Below are 16,009 nucleotides of genomic sequence, written 5' to 3'. Positions count from 1 at the left end.
TTGCACGTACTTCCCGCTCACCGGTCTCCCTTCGGTCGACGGTTCGCGAAAAGTAGTCCGCCCTCCCCGATTTGAACGGGGGACAAGTCGATCTACAGTCGACTGCTCTACCAGTCTGAGCTAAGGGCGGGCAATCGCATTCAGTGCTTGGTTCGTGGGTAGATATAAGGGTTTTCTTTCGTGGTGCCTTCGGGGGGCGATTACGTGTCACGGCGCGGTGGTCGCTGGGCGTCGTCGATGCGAGTGTGACGGGTGTCTGACGGTGAGGAAAGTTGAAATACGATGATTGTGTTTGGGTTGGTGTTAGATGAGTAAGATTACCGTTCGCGCGGACGACGACCTGGTCGCGGAACTCGAGGCGATGGACGCCTCGAAGAGTCAGGTCGTTCGTGAGGCGTTACGCGCGTACCTCGAGGACGTAAACGCGGGCGGTGAGCGCCTCGCGGACGGAGACGTCATCGAGGATGCTGATGGTGGCTCGGTTGGGGGTGCGGATGCGGAGACGCTTGACGGGCTCGTTCGCGAGCACGTGGACGAGGTGGTTCGCGAGCGCGTGGATGCAACCCTTGCCGACCGCGGGTTCGGTGTTCGTCCGCAACCGCAGGACGTGAACGTGACGGTCGCGGTCGAGGGGGCGGTGTCCGACGAGGCGGGTTCGGCGTCGGATGAGACCGCCGAAGCGACCGCGGACGAAGCTGCGGGCGTGAAGTCGTCGTCGGACGACGACGGGTCGTGTGCGCAGTGCGGGGAGGCGTTGGACGGCGAGCACGTGTACTGTCCGAACTGCGGGGAGAAGGCGTCTCGTCGGGCGTTCTGCGAGTGCGGGGACGAGGTGCGGTCGGACTGGGCGTTCTGCCCGGGGTGTGGCCGTCGGACGCCGGCTGCGGACGTCCTCGATTCGGGGTAAACGCCGTAAACGACGAGTAGGGCGGCCCTGTGGCCGCTCTACGAAAAACGCGAAATATGTCGGCGATAGTTTTATTACGTATGACACAGTGCATACAGTCGCGTAAGACGGTCGTCTTACAGGCCGAGTCCGGGGACGCTGAACGGACCGCCCTACGGGGGTTTCGCCGTGTAAGACAAATTGCGTGTGACTCTCACGCGTGCCGTCTTACCCAAAGGGGAAATTACGAACCATGGAGCGTGTGACACTGCGCATTCCGAAACAGCAGATCGAGGAGGTCGAACAGATGGTGGAGACCGGCGAGTTTCCGAACCGGTCGGAAGCGATTCGCTCCGCCGTCCGTGAAATGCTAAACGAACAAGGTGACCGCGCCGAGAAAGGCGGTCGCAGCTGGGCGAAGGTGTGACGATGCAGGACATAGTCCAAGAAGCCCTCGAGAACGAGGAACAAGAGAAGAAGAAGCAGCAGAAGATCGACGGAGACGACTTCGGCGATCCCCGCATCGTCATCGTTGGCGCTGGCGGCGCCGGCAACAACACAGTCAATCGCCTGTACAACATCGGCGTCGAAGGCGCGGAGACGATCGCGATCAACACGGACAAACAGCACCTGAAGATGATCGAGGCCGACACCAAGATCCTCGTGGGGAAGTCCCTCACGAACGGACTCGGTGCCGGTGGCGACCCGTCGATGGGCGAGCGCGCCACGGAGATGGCGCAGGGCACGATCAAGGAGGTCCTCGGTGAGGCGGACCTCGTGTTCGTGACCGCCGGCATGGGTGGTGGCACCGGGACCGGTGCCGCGCCCGTGGTCTCGAAGATCGCGAAGGAGCAAGGCGCGATCGTCGTCGGCATGGTGTCGACGCCGTTCAACGTGGAGCGTGCGCGGACGGTGAAGGCCGAGGAAGGCCTGGAGAAGCTCCGCGAGGAAGCTGACTCCATCATCGTCCTCGACAACAATCGACTGCTGGATTACGTCCCGAACCTCCCGATCGGGAAGGCGTTCTCCGTGATGGACCAGATCATCGCGGAGACCGTCAAGGGGATCTCGGAGACGATCACGCAGCCGTCGCTCATCAACTTGGACTACGCGGACATGACGAGCATCATGAACCAGGGCGGTGTGGCCGTGATGCTCGTCGGTGAGACCCAGGACAAGAACAAGACGCGCGAAGTGGTGAACGACGCGATGAACCATCCGCTGCTGGACGTGGACTACCGCGGTGCGAGCGGTGGGCTCGTGCACATCACGGGTGGCCCGGACCTGACGCTGAAAGAGGCCGAAGGTATCGCGGACAACATCACGGAGCGTCTGGAGGCGAGCGCGAACGTCATCTGGGGTGCGCGCATCCAGGAGAACTACAAGGGCAAGGTTCGCGTGATGGCGATCATGACGGGCGTGCAGTCCGCGCAGGTGCTCGGCCCGAGCACGCAGAAGCAAGCGAACAAGTCCCGGCAGGCTATCGACGGCGTCGACGGCGTCGGTGGCGGTCAGGAGACGGAGTTCGATGCGAGCCAGAACGTCAACGGCGACGGGTCGTTCGGCGGACAGTCTGGCGCGCAGAGCGACGGCGGTCGGAGCGAGGTCGAGCGGAACAACGGCCTGGACGTCATCCGCTGACGGCGCGGTTGCGGTGACCGACCCTCTGGTCGGTCGGTGCCGTCGGTGGTCGTCCAGGATCAGTCCTTCTCTCCGTTTCAATCGGCGAGCAGCGCCTCTCTCGATTGCTCGGTCCACTCTCGTCGGTCGTCGTCCCTAGACCGACACGAAGGGTTGCCGTCAGGCGTCGAGTGCGTCCAGTAACTGGCACTTCCGACAGACCGCTCTCGTCGTGGTGCTCCCGCAGCGCTCGCACTCGCCGAGGTCGGCTTCGTCCCGCGAGTCGTCGGCGTCGGAGTGATACTCGCTGGCGACGATACCCGCGAGTTCCTCGTAGCCCGCGAGGATACTGTGCCTGGTCCCCGGGTGGTTCTCCTCGAGCCCGTGGAGTAACTGCTGTATCTCGCCGCGGTACGCTTCGCTCGCGTGCGGGCACTCCGTGATGTGCGCGGGGAGGTCCCGGAGGTGACAGTAGAGCGCGACCTCCTTCTCGGGGACGTCCCGGAGCGGTTTCGCGCGCGGCACGAAGTGCTCCTGGTCCTCGCGACTCGGCGCACCGTCGCCATCGGCGCGTTCGTCGAACGGCCCGAGGCTCGCGTCGAAGTGCTTCGCGATCTGCGCGACGTCGCCCTCGAGGAAGTTCATGAGCGCGGTCTGGGCCTCGTCGTCGAGATTGTGGCCCGTCAGGAGCTTGTCAGCGCCGAACTCGTCGGCGTACGACTCCAGGAGGTCGCGTCGGAACACCCCGCAGTACGCGCACGGCGCCATCCCCTCCGGGTCGTCCTCGACGACGTCGTCCATCTCCACGCCGAACTCCTCGGCGTACGACACGACCTCGTGCCGGATGTCGAGGTCCTCTGTGAGCTCCAGACACGCGTCCACGCTCTCGTCGCGATACCCCTCGATCCCCTCGTGGATCGTCAACGCCACCAGCTCGATGCGCGGGTCCGCCTCGAACGTCTCGTGCAGGATCTGCGTGAGCGCAACCGAATCCTTCCCACCCGACAACCCGACGACCCACGTCTCCGGGTCCTCCGGCGTCGCATCACGCGGCACGAGGTTGTCCTCGCGAACGCGCCGCCGCACGCGCCGCTCCACGGACTCCACGAAGTGCGCGTCACACAGGTGTGCCCCGGAGTACGCCGCATGCATCACCGCATCCCGCCCGCACTTCGAACACTCCATTCCCCTGCAGGTACCGCACCCGCCCGGAAACGGGTTTCGTTCCGCACGCTCCCAGCGAACCGACCCGCCGAACCGGCGGCCTGGGGGCCGCCGGACGCTGGTGGAGTCCGCAATAACGACCGTAGACAGGAACCGGCGGCCTGGGGGCCGCCGGACGCTGGTGGAGTCCGTCGACACCGCACCGTAGACAGGAACCGGCGGCCTGGGGGCCGCCGGACGCTGGTGGAGTCCGCAACTCCGTCATATTCAAGTCTGTTTTCGCTGAGTCAAACGTAGTGGCAGTATCGTTCGACCTGTTCGGGACGCTCGTCGACGTCACGCGCCCGGATGATCCCGCAGCGGCGGTTGCGCGCGAGCTTCGCGCTCGCGACGTCGACGTCCCCGAGGACTGGGGGGAGGCGTACCGCGAGGTGCACGTGGACGCGCCCGAGGGGGCGGAGGTGCCGTTGCCGGCGCACGTCGCTCGTGCGCTCGCGAGTCGGGGCGTGGCCGCGCCCGGGAACGCGCCGCGGCGCGCGGTCGTCGCCGCGTTCGACCCCGACGTCACGGTGCGCCGGAGTGCGCGCGACGCGGTCGCGGCGGCGAGCGAGCACGGCCCGATAGCGGTGTGCTCGAACTGTTCGGTCCCGGGACTCGTCCGGAAGACGCTCGTTCGCGCGGAGCTACGCGACGCGTTCGACGTTGTCGTCGCGAGCGCCGCGTGTGGCTGGCGGAAGCCCGACGAACGGATCTTCGAGCGCGTCGCGGACGCACTCGAGTGCGAGCCGAACGCGCTCGTGCACGTCGGTGACTCGGACGCGGACGCCGGCGTCGAGCGCGTCGGCGGGTCGTTCGTGGACGTCCGCGACGTCGCAGCGGCGGAGCTCGCGGACGTCGTCGCGTCGTTCGCCGCGTCGACCGCGGCGGCCGACGACGGCGCGGCGAACGGGACCGACCGGACGGAGGGGTCGCGGTGAGCGCACTCGGCGCGCTCGTCGTGGCCGCGGCGGCAGGGCTGGACGCGGCGGTCGGCGAACCTCCGAACCGACTGCATCCCGTCGCGTGGTTCGGGCGCGTCGTCGCGCTCGCGGACCGCGAGTGGGCGAACCCGGGCGCCGCGGGCGCCGCGGTCGCGGTCGTCCTCCCGCTCGCCGCCGCGGCGGCGGTCGCGGGCGTCGTGCTCGCGGTCGGATACCTCAGCCCGTGGCTGTCCGTCCTCGCCACCGTGCTATGGCTGTTCGCGACGACGAGCCGGCGGATGCTTCTGGGGCTCGCTCGGGACGTCGTCGCGGCGACCGACCACGACCTCGCCGCGGCCCGCGAGGACCTCCTGGGGCTCGCGGGCCGGGACGCGAGCGCGCTCTCGCCGGCGCAGGTGCGGTCCGCGGCCGTCGAGTCCGCCGCGGAGAACCTCGCCGACGGCCTCGTCGCGCCCCTCGTCGCGTTCGTCGTCGCGCTCCCGCTCGGTATCGCGGCGGGCTCGGGGGCGGCGGCGTGGGTGAAGGCCGTGAACACGCTCGACTCGATGCTCGGCTATCCGAACAACCCGCACGGGACCGCGAGCGCGCGCCTCGACGACGCCGTGATGTGGGTGCCCGCGCGGCTCGCTGCAGGGCTGCTCGCGTTCGCCGGCGGTCGCCCGGACGCGCTCGGTCGCGCCCGCGAGTGGCTCGCTGGCGTGCCGTCGCCGAACTCCGGGTGGCCGATGGGTACGCTCGCTGCGACGGTCGACGTCCGCCTCGAGAAACCCGGCGTGTACGTCCTCAATCCCGACGCGCCGCTCCCGCCGACGCCGATAGCGGAGCGCGCGCTCGCGGTCGTCGACCGCGCCGGCTGGCTCGCCGTCGCCACCGCTGCCGCGTTCGCGCTCGCCGTCCCGACGCCCGCGGAGGTGCTCGCACTCCCATGAGCGGTACGGACGCGACGCCGGGGCGCGCTCGGACGGCGGTCAGGAGTGCCGCGGGCGCGCTCGGGTTCCTGACGCGCGTCCCCGTCGGCCGGAGCGAGGCGGCGTGGGCGGCGTTCACCGCCACGCCAGCGGCCGCGGTCGTCCCCGGGTACGTCGTCGGCGCGCTCGCGGCGGTCGTCGTCGCCGCGCCGGTCGCGGCCGCACCCGACCTGCCCGTGGCGTCGGTCGCGTTCGCGTACGTCCTCGCGGTGTACGCGCTCGTCGGCGTCAACAACCTCGACGGCGTCGCGGACTGCGGGGACGCGATGGTCGTCCACGGCGACCGCGACCGCCGACGCGAGGTGCTCGCGGACACGACGACGGGCGTCGGCGCGCTCGCCACCGTCTCCCTGGTCGTCGTCGGCCTCGCGCTCGGGGCGGTCGCGGTCGCCGGCACGCGCCCGGTCGTCGCTCTCGCGGTCGTCCTCGCGGCCGAGGTCGGCGCGCGCGTCGGCCTCGCCGCGCTCGCCGCGCTCGGCTCTGCGCCCCACGACGGCCTCGGGAGCGCACTCACCGACGACGCGGGCGTCGGAACCGCGGTCCTCGCGCTCGCGCTCGCCGTCCCCGCGGTCGCGTGGCCGCTCCTCGCCAGTCCCTCGACCGGCGCCTCGTCCGGCGCCGTCCAGGTGGCCGCAGCGGGGGCGTTCGCTGGCGCGCTCGCCGGGACTACCGTCGTCGGCGCGTGGGCGGGTCGTCGCCTCGGCGGCCCGAACGGCGACGTCTTCGGGGCGGCGACCGAGGTCGCGCGCGTCGCGGGACTCCACGTGGGGGTGCTAGCGTGGACGCTCTCGTGATGTGCGGCGGCCGCGGGACGCGCCTCGACGCCGACGTCGAGAAGCCGCTGTTCGCGGTCGGTGGGCGCGCGATGGTCGACCGCGTCGTCGACGCGCTCGCCGCGGCCGACGGCGTCGACGACGTGCACGCCGCAGTGTCGCCGCGGACGCCGCGGACGCGCGAGCACCTCGCCGCCCGCGAGGACGTCGCCATCGTGGACACGCCCGGCGACGGCTACGTCGCGGACCTCGACGCCGCACTCGACGTGGTCGGTCGCCCCGCGGTGACCGCCGCCGCGGACCTGCCGTTGCTCGCGCCCGAGCACGTCGACCGCGCGCTCGCCGCCCGCGAGGACGCCACGGACCCGACCGGCTCGCTGTCGGTGTACGTCCCGGTCTCGCTCAAGGAACGCCTGGGTGCGAGCATCGACACCGCGTTCGACGGGCTCGCACCGACGGGCCTGAATATCGTCGCCCCCGGAGGAGAGAACATGCATGCAAGCTACGACGCTCGACTGGCCGTGAACGTGAACCGACTCGGGGACGCCGACCTCGCCGCCGCGCTCGCCCCCCGCGACTCGCCCGCTGGCGCGAGCGACGCCTCGGGGGGCGACCGATGAGGCTCGTGCTCGCCGCCGGGTCGACGGAGACCGCGCGCATCGAGGGGTTGAGCGCCGCGGGCGCGGACCCGGAGGCGATGGCGTACACGCCGAGCGCGGACGCCGAGGTCCTCGCGTACGGTGACGTCGTCCGCACGCCGTCCGTGCCGGTGTCGCCCACGGGGACGCCGACGCCCGCGATCGTGACGCGTGCCGGCCAGGAGGTCGTCGGGTTCGACGTGACGGTCGTCGACGCGGGCCTCGCCGAGCCGACTGGTGCGCCGACTGTCTCGGTCGGTGCACGTCCCGGCGAGGACGTCCGCGAGGCCGACCCGGTGCCGACCGCGCCCGGGGCGTTCCTCGCGGCACGGGACGTCGGCCGGTCGCTCCCGGACGACCATCTCGTGCTCGCCGAGACGGTCCCGGGTGGGACGACGACCGCGCTCGGCGTCCTGCGCGCACTCGGCGAGGACGCCGCGGTGTCGTCGTCGCTCCCGACGAACCCCATCGAGCGCAAGCGCGAGGTCGTCGCGGACGGCCTGGCGGCGAGCGGGCTCGACGCCGGTGACTGCGAGAACGACCCGCGGGAGGCGGTGCGGCGGATGGGCGACCCGGTGCTCGCGACGCTCGCCGGGGTCGCGACGGGCGCGCTCGCCGCGGGGAAGCGCGTGACGCTCGCGGGCGGCACCCAGCAACTCGCGGTCGCCGCGCTCGCCCGGCACGACGGCGCGACCGGCCCGCTCGACGTCGCGACGACGACGTACGTCGCGGACGACGACGCGGTCGCGTTCCGCGAGACCGCACGCCGCCTGGACTGCGAGCCGACCGTGACGGACCCGCAGTTCGACCGCGCGCACGTCGGATTCGGTGGGTACGTCGGCGGGGAAGCGAAGGAGGGCGTCGGCATGGGTGGCGCGCTCGCGCTCGCGAACGCCACCGGCGAGCTCGCGGCGGTCCGCGAACGGGCGGGCGAGCTCTACGACCGCCTCGTCGACGCCGGCGTCGACGGGTCGACGGACGCGGGATCGAACGCGGGGGACGCGCCGTGAGGACGTCGACGAGCGGGGTGCGTTCGCGTGCGCCCTGACGCGGTCGATGCGGCCGAACGCGTCCCCCACGGCGGGACGCGCGACCGGGACCTCTTCGAGTTCTCCGCGAACGTCAACCCGGAGCGGCCCGACGGCGTCCGCGCGGCCTACGAGCGCGCGCTCGACGACGCGACCCGGTACCCCGACGACGCATACCCCGCGTTCCGGGACGCGGCAGCTGACTACGTCGATCGGGCGACCGACCGCGGAATCGCCCGCGAGCACGTCGTCCCGACGCCCGGTGGGCTCGCCGCGCTCCGGTCGACGTTCGCGACGACGCTCGAACCCGGCGACCGCGTCGTCGTGCCGGCGCCGTCGTTCGGCGAGTACGCCCGCGAAGCCGACCTGCAGGGTGCGACGGTCGACCGCGTCCCCCACGACGCGGTCGTCGACCTCGACGCGGACGCGCTCGCAGACGCTCGCATGGTGGTCGCGTGCAACCCGAACAACCCGACCGGAGACGCGTACGACCACGACGCGCTGCGCGCGCTCGCCGCACGCTGCCGGGACGCCGGAACGACGCTCGTCGTCGACGAGGCGTTCCTCGGGTTCACCGACGAGCCGTCGCTCGCCGGCGAACCGGGCGTCGTCGTCGCGCGCTCGCTCACGAAGCTGTTCGGGCTCCCCGGCCTCCGCGCGGGGTTCGCGGTCGCCACGGGTCGAGCACGCGACCGGCTCCGTACCGCCCGCCGCACGTGGAACCTCGGTGCGCCCGCGGCCGCGGTCGGCGCGCACTGTCTCCGCGACCACGCGTTCGTCGCCGCGACCCGCGACCGCGTCGCCACCGAGCGCGACCGCATCCGGACCGGGCTCCCCGACGGCGTCCGCGCGTACGACGACGTCGCCGACCGCGACGGCGTCGCCCCGTTCGTCCTTTTGGACGTCAGCGACACCGGCCACGCGGTCGCGGACCTCGTCGACGCGTGCCGGGAGCGCGGCGTCGCCGTCCGCGACGCGACGACGTTCCGCGGGCTCGACGCGCACGTCCGCATCGCCGTCCGCACACCCGACGAGAACGACGAACTCCTGCGCGTGCTCGCCGAGGTGCTTGGCACGTGACTGGCGACGGGCTCCCGGAGCCGACCGCCGAGGCGCCGTTCTTCGCGGCGACGCGCCGCGAGGACGTCATCGAGTTCGCACGCCCCGGGACGGAGTGGCTGTCGACGGGCTGGCGCGGCGGGCGGACGCGAGCGGACGCCGCGTACTCGTGTACGGTGCCCGAGGACTGGCGCTGCGACGACCTCGCGGGATTCGTCGACGACCGGCTCCGCGAGCGCGGCGTCGCGGCCGAGCGCGTCGCCGCCGCGGCTCGCGGCGACGCCCCAGTCCTCCTCACCGGGGTCGCGTCCCGGCACGCTCGCGGCGCGCGCCTTGGTCCCGTCGAGGCGTACGCGACCGCGGGCGTCTCCAACCCGGCCGCGCTCCCCACCGACCCCGACGCGCTCCACGAGCCCGGGAGTGCGAGCGGTTCCGACGACGGCCTCCCGGACGGCGAGTACGTGCCGGGGACGGTGAACGTCGTCGTCGGCACGACCCGCGACCTCGCGCCGGGCGCGCTCGCGAACCTCGTCGCGATCGCCGCCGAAGCCCGCGCGACGACGCTGCTTTCCCGCGTCGGCGTCCCGGGAACGACGAGCGACGCGGTCGTCGCCGCCTGCGACCCCGACGGCGAACCCGCGGCGTTCTCCGGGAGTGCGACCCGCGTCGGCGCCGCCGCCCGCGCCTGCGTCCGCGACGCCATCGCCGCGGCGCTCGATGCGCGGTACGGCGACGCCACCGACTCTCCACCCCCCTCGGTCGCGGACGCCCGGTACGGCGTCACCACGGACTCGCGAGCGACCGTCTTCCCGGTCGAGGAGTGAGGTCCCGAGCGACCAGTGACGGCGCGGTCAGAACGGCGCCGGCCCGGCAGATGGCGAGTGCGGTCAGAACGGCGACGGCCCGAAGACGGCGAGCGCGGCGACGCCGACGAGGAGGCTGTACGTGAAGTTGGCGACGCTCCCGGTGAGGTAGTACGTCGTGTTCTCGGAGTCCATGTCCTGCCAGCGGACGATGGACTTCGCGGTGAACACGAGCCCGAGCGCGGTGTACGCGCCGGTGAGGACGAGCGTCAGGACGAGTGCGTTCTCGACCTTCCCGATGGCGCGGCCGGTGTCGGCGTCGCCGGCGTCGCTGTCGGTGCCGGCGAACCGGAGCGCCCAGCGGACGACGTACCCGCTGGTCGCCCAGAGGAACGCGCCGGCGGCAGCGAACCCACCGTACCGCTGGAGGGGGACGCCCGAGAGGTCGAGTGGCCACGCGGTCCACGCGAGCGCCGCGAACACCGCGAGCGACGCGACGAGGAGCGTGCCGCGGGCGAAGCGCCAGGTCGCTACCACGCGCCGTCACCTCCGACGGCCGCGAACGCCGCTTGGAGCGTGTCCTCGACCGCGTAGACGGTCGTGGCGCGCGTCCGGTCGAGCGTCTTCGAGACCATCTGGACGGAGACGTCGAACGCGTCGGCGACCGCGGTCATCGTGTCCGCGTCGCGGTACGCGGTGACGAACGACCGCTGGCGTGGCGTCCACGTGCTCGTCCACAGCGAGAGCAGGTCGAGCTGGTCGCCGAGGACGGCGGCGAAGACGTCCGGGACGTCCGCGAGCGAGACGCGGACGTAGCGGTCGTGGTCCGCGGCGGCCTGGAGGCATTCGTCGGCGCGGTGGAACGCGGGGCCGTCCATCGCGGCGACGGCGTCCGCGTCCGGGGCGACGTCGACGACGTCCCACGCCAGGCCGACGCGGAGTTCGATGGGGTGGAGGTGTTCGACGAGCGCGCGCAGCGCCGGGACGACCGCGCCGGGGTCGTCGAGGACGCCACCGACCTCGTCGACGCCCTTGAGGACGGCGAACGGTGCGACGACGGCGTCGCCGGCGGCGTCGGTCGCGGCGGCGACCGCGGCTTCGAGCGTCTCGCGGACGTCCTCGCGGTCGTCGAGGTTCCGGGAGTCGACGACGTCGCCGAGGACGACGCAACGACGGACTGTCATCGCCCGGAACCTCAACCCCGAATGGGTTAAAAGCACTCTTTCAACCAGAAGAGGTTGACTCTTCTGGCGTGTGCGTCGCCGGACTGCGACGCGAGCGTCCTGATGCCGGCGCCCGGGACCCTCCGACGCGCCGGCACGGTACTGGTGGCGTTCCGGGCGGGGTGGTGGTGGCGTTATGGGAGAGGGAGCGGTGGCGTTGGGTTACCGTGCGTGCTCGGATTCAGCGATGACCGTTGGTTGAATAATCAAGCCCCGGCCATAAACTATAGGTCCCCGTGGATAGTGATTTCGCCCAGTCGAGGGGTGGACTCTCGACGTGTCACACGGTCCGTTCGAGACGGAGCGGCCGGCTTCCCCCCTTTGCCGGCCGTTCTCCCGTCGACCCCGAGGGTGGGGTCGCCTTTCTTTCGCGTACCGAAACCGCTTAGCAACTCCGCGAGCGACGACGACGCATGGTCGAAGCCATCGCCGTCGCGAGCGGGAAGGGCGGCACCGGGAAGACGACCGCCACGGTCGCGCTCGGCATGGCGCTCGCCGACGACGGCTACGACGTCACCGTCGTCGACGCCGACACCGGCCTCGCGAACCTCCTCTTCCACGCCGGCCTCGACGACGCACCCGTCACGCTCCACGACCTCCTCCTCGGCGACCGCGACGTCACCGTCGCGGACGCCACGTACGAACGCTTCGGGATGCACGTCGTCCCCTGTGGGACCGACCTCGGCGACTTCGAGGCCGCCGACCCCCAGCGACTCCGGGACGTCGTCGCCGACCTCGCCGCCGACACCGACGTCATCCTGCTCGACTCGCCCGCCGCACTCGGGTCGAAGTCCGCCGTCCTCCCCGTCGTCCTCGCCGACCGCATCGTCGTCGTCCTCCAACCGACGATCCCCGCGCTCAGCGACGGCCTGAAGGTCCACGAGTACGCGCAAGCGTACGGCACGGATACCGCGGGCGTCCTCTACAATCGCGTGCACGACCCCGACGACGTCGACGCCGTCCGCGAGCAGACCGAACGGTACTTCGACGCGCCCGTCCTCGCGAGCGTCCCCGCCGCCGACGTCGTCCGCGAGGCGCGCGCTGACGGCGAACCGCTGGTCGCGCACGCCCCCGACTCGCCGGCCGCCGAGGCGTTCCGGACGGCCGCGTCGCGCCTCGACCCCGAAGCCGGCGACGAGGACGCGGTCGCCGACCGGTTCGCGAGCGCCGTCGTCCCCGACCGACCATGAAACTCCCGGAGGGGGACGTCGTCGCGTCGCGCGTCCTCGACGACCACGAGCGCGCGCTCCGCGCTGCGTTCGACGAACGACTCACGGGCTACCTCGTGCTCGAACCGAGCGCGACGCTCCTCCTCGACGACGACGGCGCGGGCGTCCTCACCGTCCGCGACGGCGTCCCCGTCCTCGCCTCGCACACGGGCACGGAGCGCGGTGGCGCGGACGCGCTCGCGGACCTCGCCGGCCCCGGCCCCGTGAAGGCCGAGCGTCGCGCGGTCGACCCCACCGACCTCGCTGCCGTGCACGACGCGGACGGCGCGGACGCGCTCGCGGTCGCCCCCGGCGAACCGGCGCGCGTCCTCACCGGCGACCGCGACCTCGCCGCCGCCGCCCGCGACCGCGCCCCCGACGACCACCCCGGGCACGACGCCGGCGACGACCCCCTCGAATCGTTCCTCGAGAACGAGAATCGCGTCGAGCAACTCCGCGAGGACGCCCGCGCCGAGGCCGAACGCCGCGCCGAAGAGTGGGGGTTCGTCGACGAGCTCTCCTGACCGCGCCGGCGCCGAAAACTGGCCACGAGCGGTCCCGGCAGCATCGACGCTCGAACCGTCCCCGAGCGCTCCCGCCGGTATCGAGGTTCGAACCGGCGGCAAGGTACTTGTGAATCCACGCCGTCGTTCGTACCGAATGCAACTGGCGGACTTCGTCGACGAACTCGAGACCCCGAGCGTCTCCCTCACCGTCGTGAACGTGAGCGGGCCCGGGAACGAGCACGTCACGGGGATGTTCGAGGACCTCTTCGATCGGCAGCAGATCGCGGTGGAGACCGCCGTCGCGAACGCCGAGTCGGAGAACCTCGTCGTGCTCACGAAGGACGGCGAGCGCGTCGCGGAGTCCGAACTCGGCGACGTCGGCGACGCCGTCCTGTTCGTGAACTCGGACGTCTACATCACGGGGTCTCGCGAGCTCGAGGACGTCGAGACGCCCGCGGTCCTCGCGGAACTCACGGACGTCCCGTTCCACGCGACTGGCTACCCGTCGACGCGCAAGGAGAAGTTCCTCCTCATCGAGATCTCGCGGTTCATCGAGGCGCTCGCGTACCGCGAGGGCGCCGGCCGACTGCACTCGGGGTTCCAGCAGCTCTCGCGCATCGACGACGAGAAGGGGACGAAGACGGTGTACGAGACGCTCGCGGCGACCGACCTCGACACGCACGTCTACGGGATCGGCGACTGGGAGCCCGCCGGGTCGCTGTCCGCGCACTCGGACCATCCGGACCTGGACGCGGTCTGGTTCGTGGTGTTCGTTCCACCGAACGATTCGGACGCGGATCACGCGGCGCTCGTGTGCGTCGAGGACGACGACGGCCACTGGCGCGGGTTCTGGACGTTCGACCGCGAGCGCGTCGAACGCATCGAAGCGTACGTCGTCGACGCGTACCAGTCCTGAGACCCTGGTTCGGGCGGCTATCTCCCCCGAAATCCGGTTCAGACGGCTATCTTCCCGGCGACGTACGCGAGGCTCGCGAGGAGGCTGAGGGCGCCGAGGGGGACGAGCCACGCGAACAGCGACACGAGCGCGCCGCTTGCGGTGACGCCGACGGCGAGGAGGACGACGGGCCCGCAGCACGCGGTCCCGGAGAGGAGCGCGGGGACGGCGGCGAGCACGCCCGCGCCGGTGTCGATGCCGCACGCGGCCGGTTGGACGACGGCGAGGTACGTGAGCGCGAGGTTCGCGCCGACGAGCGCGGCGAGCGTCGCGCCGAGGAGGAGGTCACCGGGCGCGAGCAGCACCCTGGCGAGCCCGAGGTCGACGAGCGCGAGCGGTTCGAAACTCGCCGGGCCGGTCCGCGCGAGGAGCTTCGAGAGCGGGTCGCTGGCGACGACGACGTCGAACCCGACCGCGCGGCCGACCGAGAGGGCACCGGACGCGACCATGTACACGAGGAGGTAGACGAGCGTGCCGCCCCCGAACGCGAGGCGGGCGTCGCGACGCGACCGGACGAGCCCGAGCGCGCGCCGGGTGCGCCCCGCGACGCGGCGGGCACGTCGCGGCACCGACCGCGTCGCCGTCGCCTCGCTCATACTGATCGTACCTCGTTCATCGCGCGCGCACCTCGCTTGGGGACGTGGCGTCGCCGTCTTCGAGGACGAACTCGCTGTCGGGGTAGAACGCGTACCACGCGAAGAACATCGCGTCGAAGCTCGGGAGCCGCTGGAGTGAGAGGTCGCCGGCAGCGACTCGCTCGCCGCCGTCGACGCGGTAGCGGTCGCCGTCGGCCTCGACGCTCGCGCCGTCGGGGTTCGCGTACGCGACGCCCGCGGCGAACGCCGGGTCGTACACCATCACGACGTCGAGCGACCCGGCGGTCCCCGCCGCGACGCGCTGCCGGCGGAGCACGGCCTCGGACGCCGCGAACGCACCGTCGCTGGAGCGGACGCCGTGCACGACCGCCTTGGGCTCCAGCCGGTCGCTCTCCCGGATGGGCGCGAACAGGAAGTTCGTGGACTCGTAGTACCCGCGCGTCGGGTTGTAGTCGCCGTACGGGTCGCGACCGTAGTTCCGGACCGAACCGGTGTCCTCGGTGAGCACCAGGCCGTCGGGGTTCGCGACCTTCCACCGTTTCCACGTCGTCCACGTCGTCGGTACCTGCCGGAGGCTCGCACCCTGGAAGTCGCCCTCGATGGCGGTCCCGACGACCTGCGGCCACCGCGAGTCGGTCGCCCGGTCGTACATCACGAGGTTCGAGTTCACGAGCTTCCCGCTCACGCCGAACTCGACGTCACCGCGCTCGAACGCCATCGCGGTCCCGGTGAGCGGACAGTACGTCACCGCGAGCGGGACGCCGCCGACGACGTCGTTCGCGATCTCGTGCCAGACGAGGACGTACTGCGGGTACGCCTTCGCCTCGTCGTCCACCTCGACGCCGAAGACGGGCATGCCGGGGTTGATCCGATCTCCAACGTCGCGGACTGGCTCGAACTGGGGGTCGTCGACGCTCGGGATGCCGTCCTTCCCGGGGCCGCCGCCGACGACGTTCTCGCGGAGGCGCTTCGCGGAATCGGGAACGTGGAAGGGCGTGTCGCGCGTCGGGAGGCCGACGTCCGTCGGGGTCGTGGACGGCTCGGAGCCGCCGGACGCGGTGGCTCCGTCGCCGCCGGTGGTCCCGCCGCCGCGGGTCGAGGTGCCGCCGTCGCTCGAATCGAGACAGCCCGCGAGCCCACCCGCGGCGAGGCTCGCGGTCGCGGCGAGCACCGACCGTCGGGATATCGGTTCCATGCCACTCAGTACCATCCGGACCTGAAAAGCTCTACGCGGCTCGTGCGCGCCTCGCGCACGACACCGTCGTTCTGCCCGGTCCCGTGGCCGCCGACCCATCGCCATCGCGCCCCTGGCGCGTGAAGAGCACGAACGGGACGTCGGGGTCGCGCTCGCGAACGCGCTCGAGGAACGCCAGGCCGTCCATCCCGGCATCTGGTAGTCGCTCACGATGCAGTCCACGCGCCCGGCGTCGAGGGTCTCGAGCGCCGCCGCGGCACTCGTCTCGCAGTCGACGGAGACGCCTTCGATGCGGTCGCCGAGGGACCGCGCGACGAGGTCGCCGTACCCCGGTTCGTCGTCGACGTGAGGGACGCAGATCGGGTCGTCGATGCCGAGCGGCTCGGCGGACGTTCGCTTCACCGCGC

General features: G+C 71.7%; 18 protein-coding genes and 1 tRNA gene. 13 read left to right on the top strand and 6 right to left on the bottom strand.

What is annotated here, in order from left to right; genetic code table 11:
- Positions 1–56 precede the first annotated feature (56 nt).
- Positions 57–130: transfer RNA gene (locus LI336_RS06505), tRNA-Tyr, on the bottom strand.
- Between the two features lie 177 nt (positions 131–307).
- Between LI336_RS06505 and LI336_RS06500 the strand changes: the two genes are divergently transcribed.
- From LI336_RS06500 to ftsZ, 3 genes are all read left to right on the top strand, one after another.
- On the top strand, positions 308–907 hold the full coding sequence (locus LI336_RS06500) for a double zinc ribbon domain-containing protein (RefSeq protein WP_227132044.1): 600 nt from the start codon (positions 308–310) through the stop codon (positions 905–907).
- Positions 908–1,139: 232 nt separating this feature from the next.
- Positions 1,140–1,313, top strand: coding sequence for a transcriptional regulator CdrS (cdrS, locus tag LI336_RS06495; protein ID WP_227132043.1), 174 nt, complete (start codon positions 1,140–1,142; stop codon positions 1,311–1,313).
- Between the two features lie 2 nt (positions 1,314–1,315).
- The gene (gene ftsZ, locus LI336_RS06490) at positions 1,316–2,527 is read left to right on the top strand and encodes a cell division protein FtsZ (protein ID WP_227132042.1); all 1,212 of its coding nucleotides are present in this window, start codon (positions 1,316–1,318) and stop codon (positions 2,525–2,527) included.
- 159 nt (positions 2,528–2,686) lie between these two features.
- Here ftsZ and ncsA read toward each other — a convergent pair whose 3' ends face one another.
- Positions 2,687–3,691 carry a tRNA 2-thiolation protein NcsA gene (ncsA, locus tag LI336_RS06485; RefSeq protein WP_227132040.1) on the bottom strand — a complete coding sequence of 335 codons (1,005 nt, stop codon included), beginning with the start codon at positions 3,689–3,691 and terminating at the stop codon, positions 2,687–2,689.
- A gap of 275 nt (positions 3,692–3,966) precedes the next feature.
- On the opposite strand from ncsA, the gene LI336_RS06480 reads away from it, so the two are divergent.
- Genes LI336_RS06480 through LI336_RS06450 form a run of 7 tightly spaced genes read left to right on the top strand, consistent with a single transcriptional unit; the run spans position 3,967 to position 9,940 of the window.
- Positions 3,967–4,647, top strand: a complete 681-nt coding sequence (locus LI336_RS06480; protein WP_227132038.1) for an HAD family hydrolase — start codon at positions 3,967–3,969, stop codon at positions 4,645–4,647.
- Complete coding sequence (gene cbiB, locus LI336_RS06475; RefSeq protein ID WP_227132036.1) at positions 4,644–5,579, top strand: adenosylcobinamide-phosphate synthase CbiB; 936 nt, start codon at positions 4,644–4,646, stop codon at positions 5,577–5,579. The genes LI336_RS06480 and cbiB overlap by 4 nt, the downstream gene beginning before the upstream one ends.
- Positions 5,576–6,412, top strand: coding sequence for an adenosylcobinamide-GDP ribazoletransferase (locus LI336_RS06470; RefSeq protein ID WP_227132035.1), 837 nt, complete (start codon positions 5,576–5,578; stop codon positions 6,410–6,412). The genes cbiB and LI336_RS06470 overlap by 4 nt, the downstream gene beginning before the upstream one ends.
- Positions 6,412–7,011 (top strand): NTP transferase domain-containing protein, encoded by a 600-nt coding sequence (locus tag LI336_RS06465; RefSeq protein ID WP_227132659.1) that lies wholly within the window; start codon positions 6,412–6,414, stop codon positions 7,009–7,011. The genes LI336_RS06470 and LI336_RS06465 overlap by 1 nt, the downstream gene beginning before the upstream one ends.
- Positions 7,008–8,039, top strand: a complete 1,032-nt coding sequence (locus LI336_RS06460; RefSeq protein ID WP_227132033.1) for a nicotinate-nucleotide--dimethylbenzimidazole phosphoribosyltransferase — start codon at positions 7,008–7,010, stop codon at positions 8,037–8,039. Before LI336_RS06465 ends, LI336_RS06460 begins: the two co-directional genes overlap by 4 nt.
- Positions 8,040–8,066: 27 nt before the next feature.
- A complete protein-coding gene (locus tag LI336_RS06455) occupies positions 8,067–9,137 on the top strand; it encodes a threonine-phosphate decarboxylase (protein ID WP_227132032.1) in 1,071 nt (356 codons plus the stop codon).
- Positions 9,134–9,940 carry an adenosylcobinamide amidohydrolase gene (locus LI336_RS06450; RefSeq protein WP_368408351.1) on the top strand — a complete coding sequence of 269 codons (807 nt, stop codon included), beginning with the start codon at positions 9,134–9,136 and terminating at the stop codon, positions 9,938–9,940. The genes LI336_RS06455 and LI336_RS06450 overlap by 4 nt, the downstream gene beginning before the upstream one ends.
- A gap of 63 nt (positions 9,941–10,003) precedes the next feature.
- Here LI336_RS06450 and LI336_RS06445 read toward each other — a convergent pair whose 3' ends face one another.
- Together LI336_RS06445 and LI336_RS06440 are read right to left on the bottom strand one after the other, a co-directional pair.
- Complete coding sequence (locus LI336_RS06445; RefSeq protein WP_227132030.1) at positions 10,004–10,456, bottom strand: hypothetical protein; 453 nt, start codon at positions 10,454–10,456, stop codon at positions 10,004–10,006.
- Positions 10,450–11,103, bottom strand: a complete 654-nt coding sequence (locus tag LI336_RS06440) for a SatD family protein (RefSeq protein WP_227132028.1) — start codon at positions 11,101–11,103, stop codon at positions 10,450–10,452. The genes LI336_RS06445 and LI336_RS06440 overlap by 7 nt, the downstream gene beginning before the upstream one ends.
- Before the next feature lie 452 nt (positions 11,104–11,555).
- Here LI336_RS06440 and minD point away from each other — a divergent pair, with 452 nt between their 5' ends.
- The 3 genes from minD to LI336_RS06425 all read left to right on the top strand — a co-directional run bounded on the left by minD (position 11,556) and on the right by LI336_RS06425 (position 13,772).
- Positions 11,556–12,332, top strand: a complete 777-nt coding sequence (gene minD / locus LI336_RS06435; RefSeq protein ID WP_227132026.1) for a cell division ATPase MinD — start codon at positions 11,556–11,558, stop codon at positions 12,330–12,332.
- Positions 12,329–12,874: a DUF8054 family protein gene (locus LI336_RS06430; protein ID WP_227132025.1), complete on the top strand. Its 546-nt coding sequence runs from the start codon at positions 12,329–12,331 to the stop codon at positions 12,872–12,874. Before minD ends, LI336_RS06430 begins: the two co-directional genes overlap by 4 nt.
- 136 nt (positions 12,875–13,010) lie before the next feature.
- Positions 13,011–13,772 carry a histidine kinase gene (locus LI336_RS06425; RefSeq protein WP_227132023.1) on the top strand — a complete coding sequence of 254 codons (762 nt, stop codon included), beginning with the start codon at positions 13,011–13,013 and terminating at the stop codon, positions 13,770–13,772.
- A gap of 38 nt (positions 13,773–13,810) precedes the next feature.
- Here LI336_RS06425 and LI336_RS06420 read toward each other — a convergent pair whose 3' ends face one another.
- The gene (locus tag LI336_RS06420) at positions 13,811–14,407 is read right to left on the bottom strand and encodes a hypothetical protein (protein WP_227132021.1); all 597 of its coding nucleotides are present in this window, start codon (positions 14,405–14,407) and stop codon (positions 13,811–13,813) included.
- Positions 14,408–14,423: 16 nt separating this feature from the next.
- Positions 14,424–16,004 (bottom strand): DUF3179 domain-containing protein, encoded by a 1,581-nt coding sequence (locus LI336_RS06415; protein WP_368408350.1) that lies wholly within the window; start codon positions 16,002–16,004, stop codon positions 14,424–14,426.
- Positions 16,005–16,009: the final 5 nt, after the last annotated feature.

The sequence above is a fragment of the Halorubellus salinus genome, from assembly GCF_020567525.1.
Classification (GTDB): domain Archaea; phylum Halobacteriota; class Halobacteria; order Halobacteriales; family Natrialbaceae; genus Halorubellus; species Halorubellus salinus.
The sequence above is the reverse complement of the archived record's forward strand: the minus strand, read 5'-3'. Positions and strand labels throughout refer to the sequence as shown.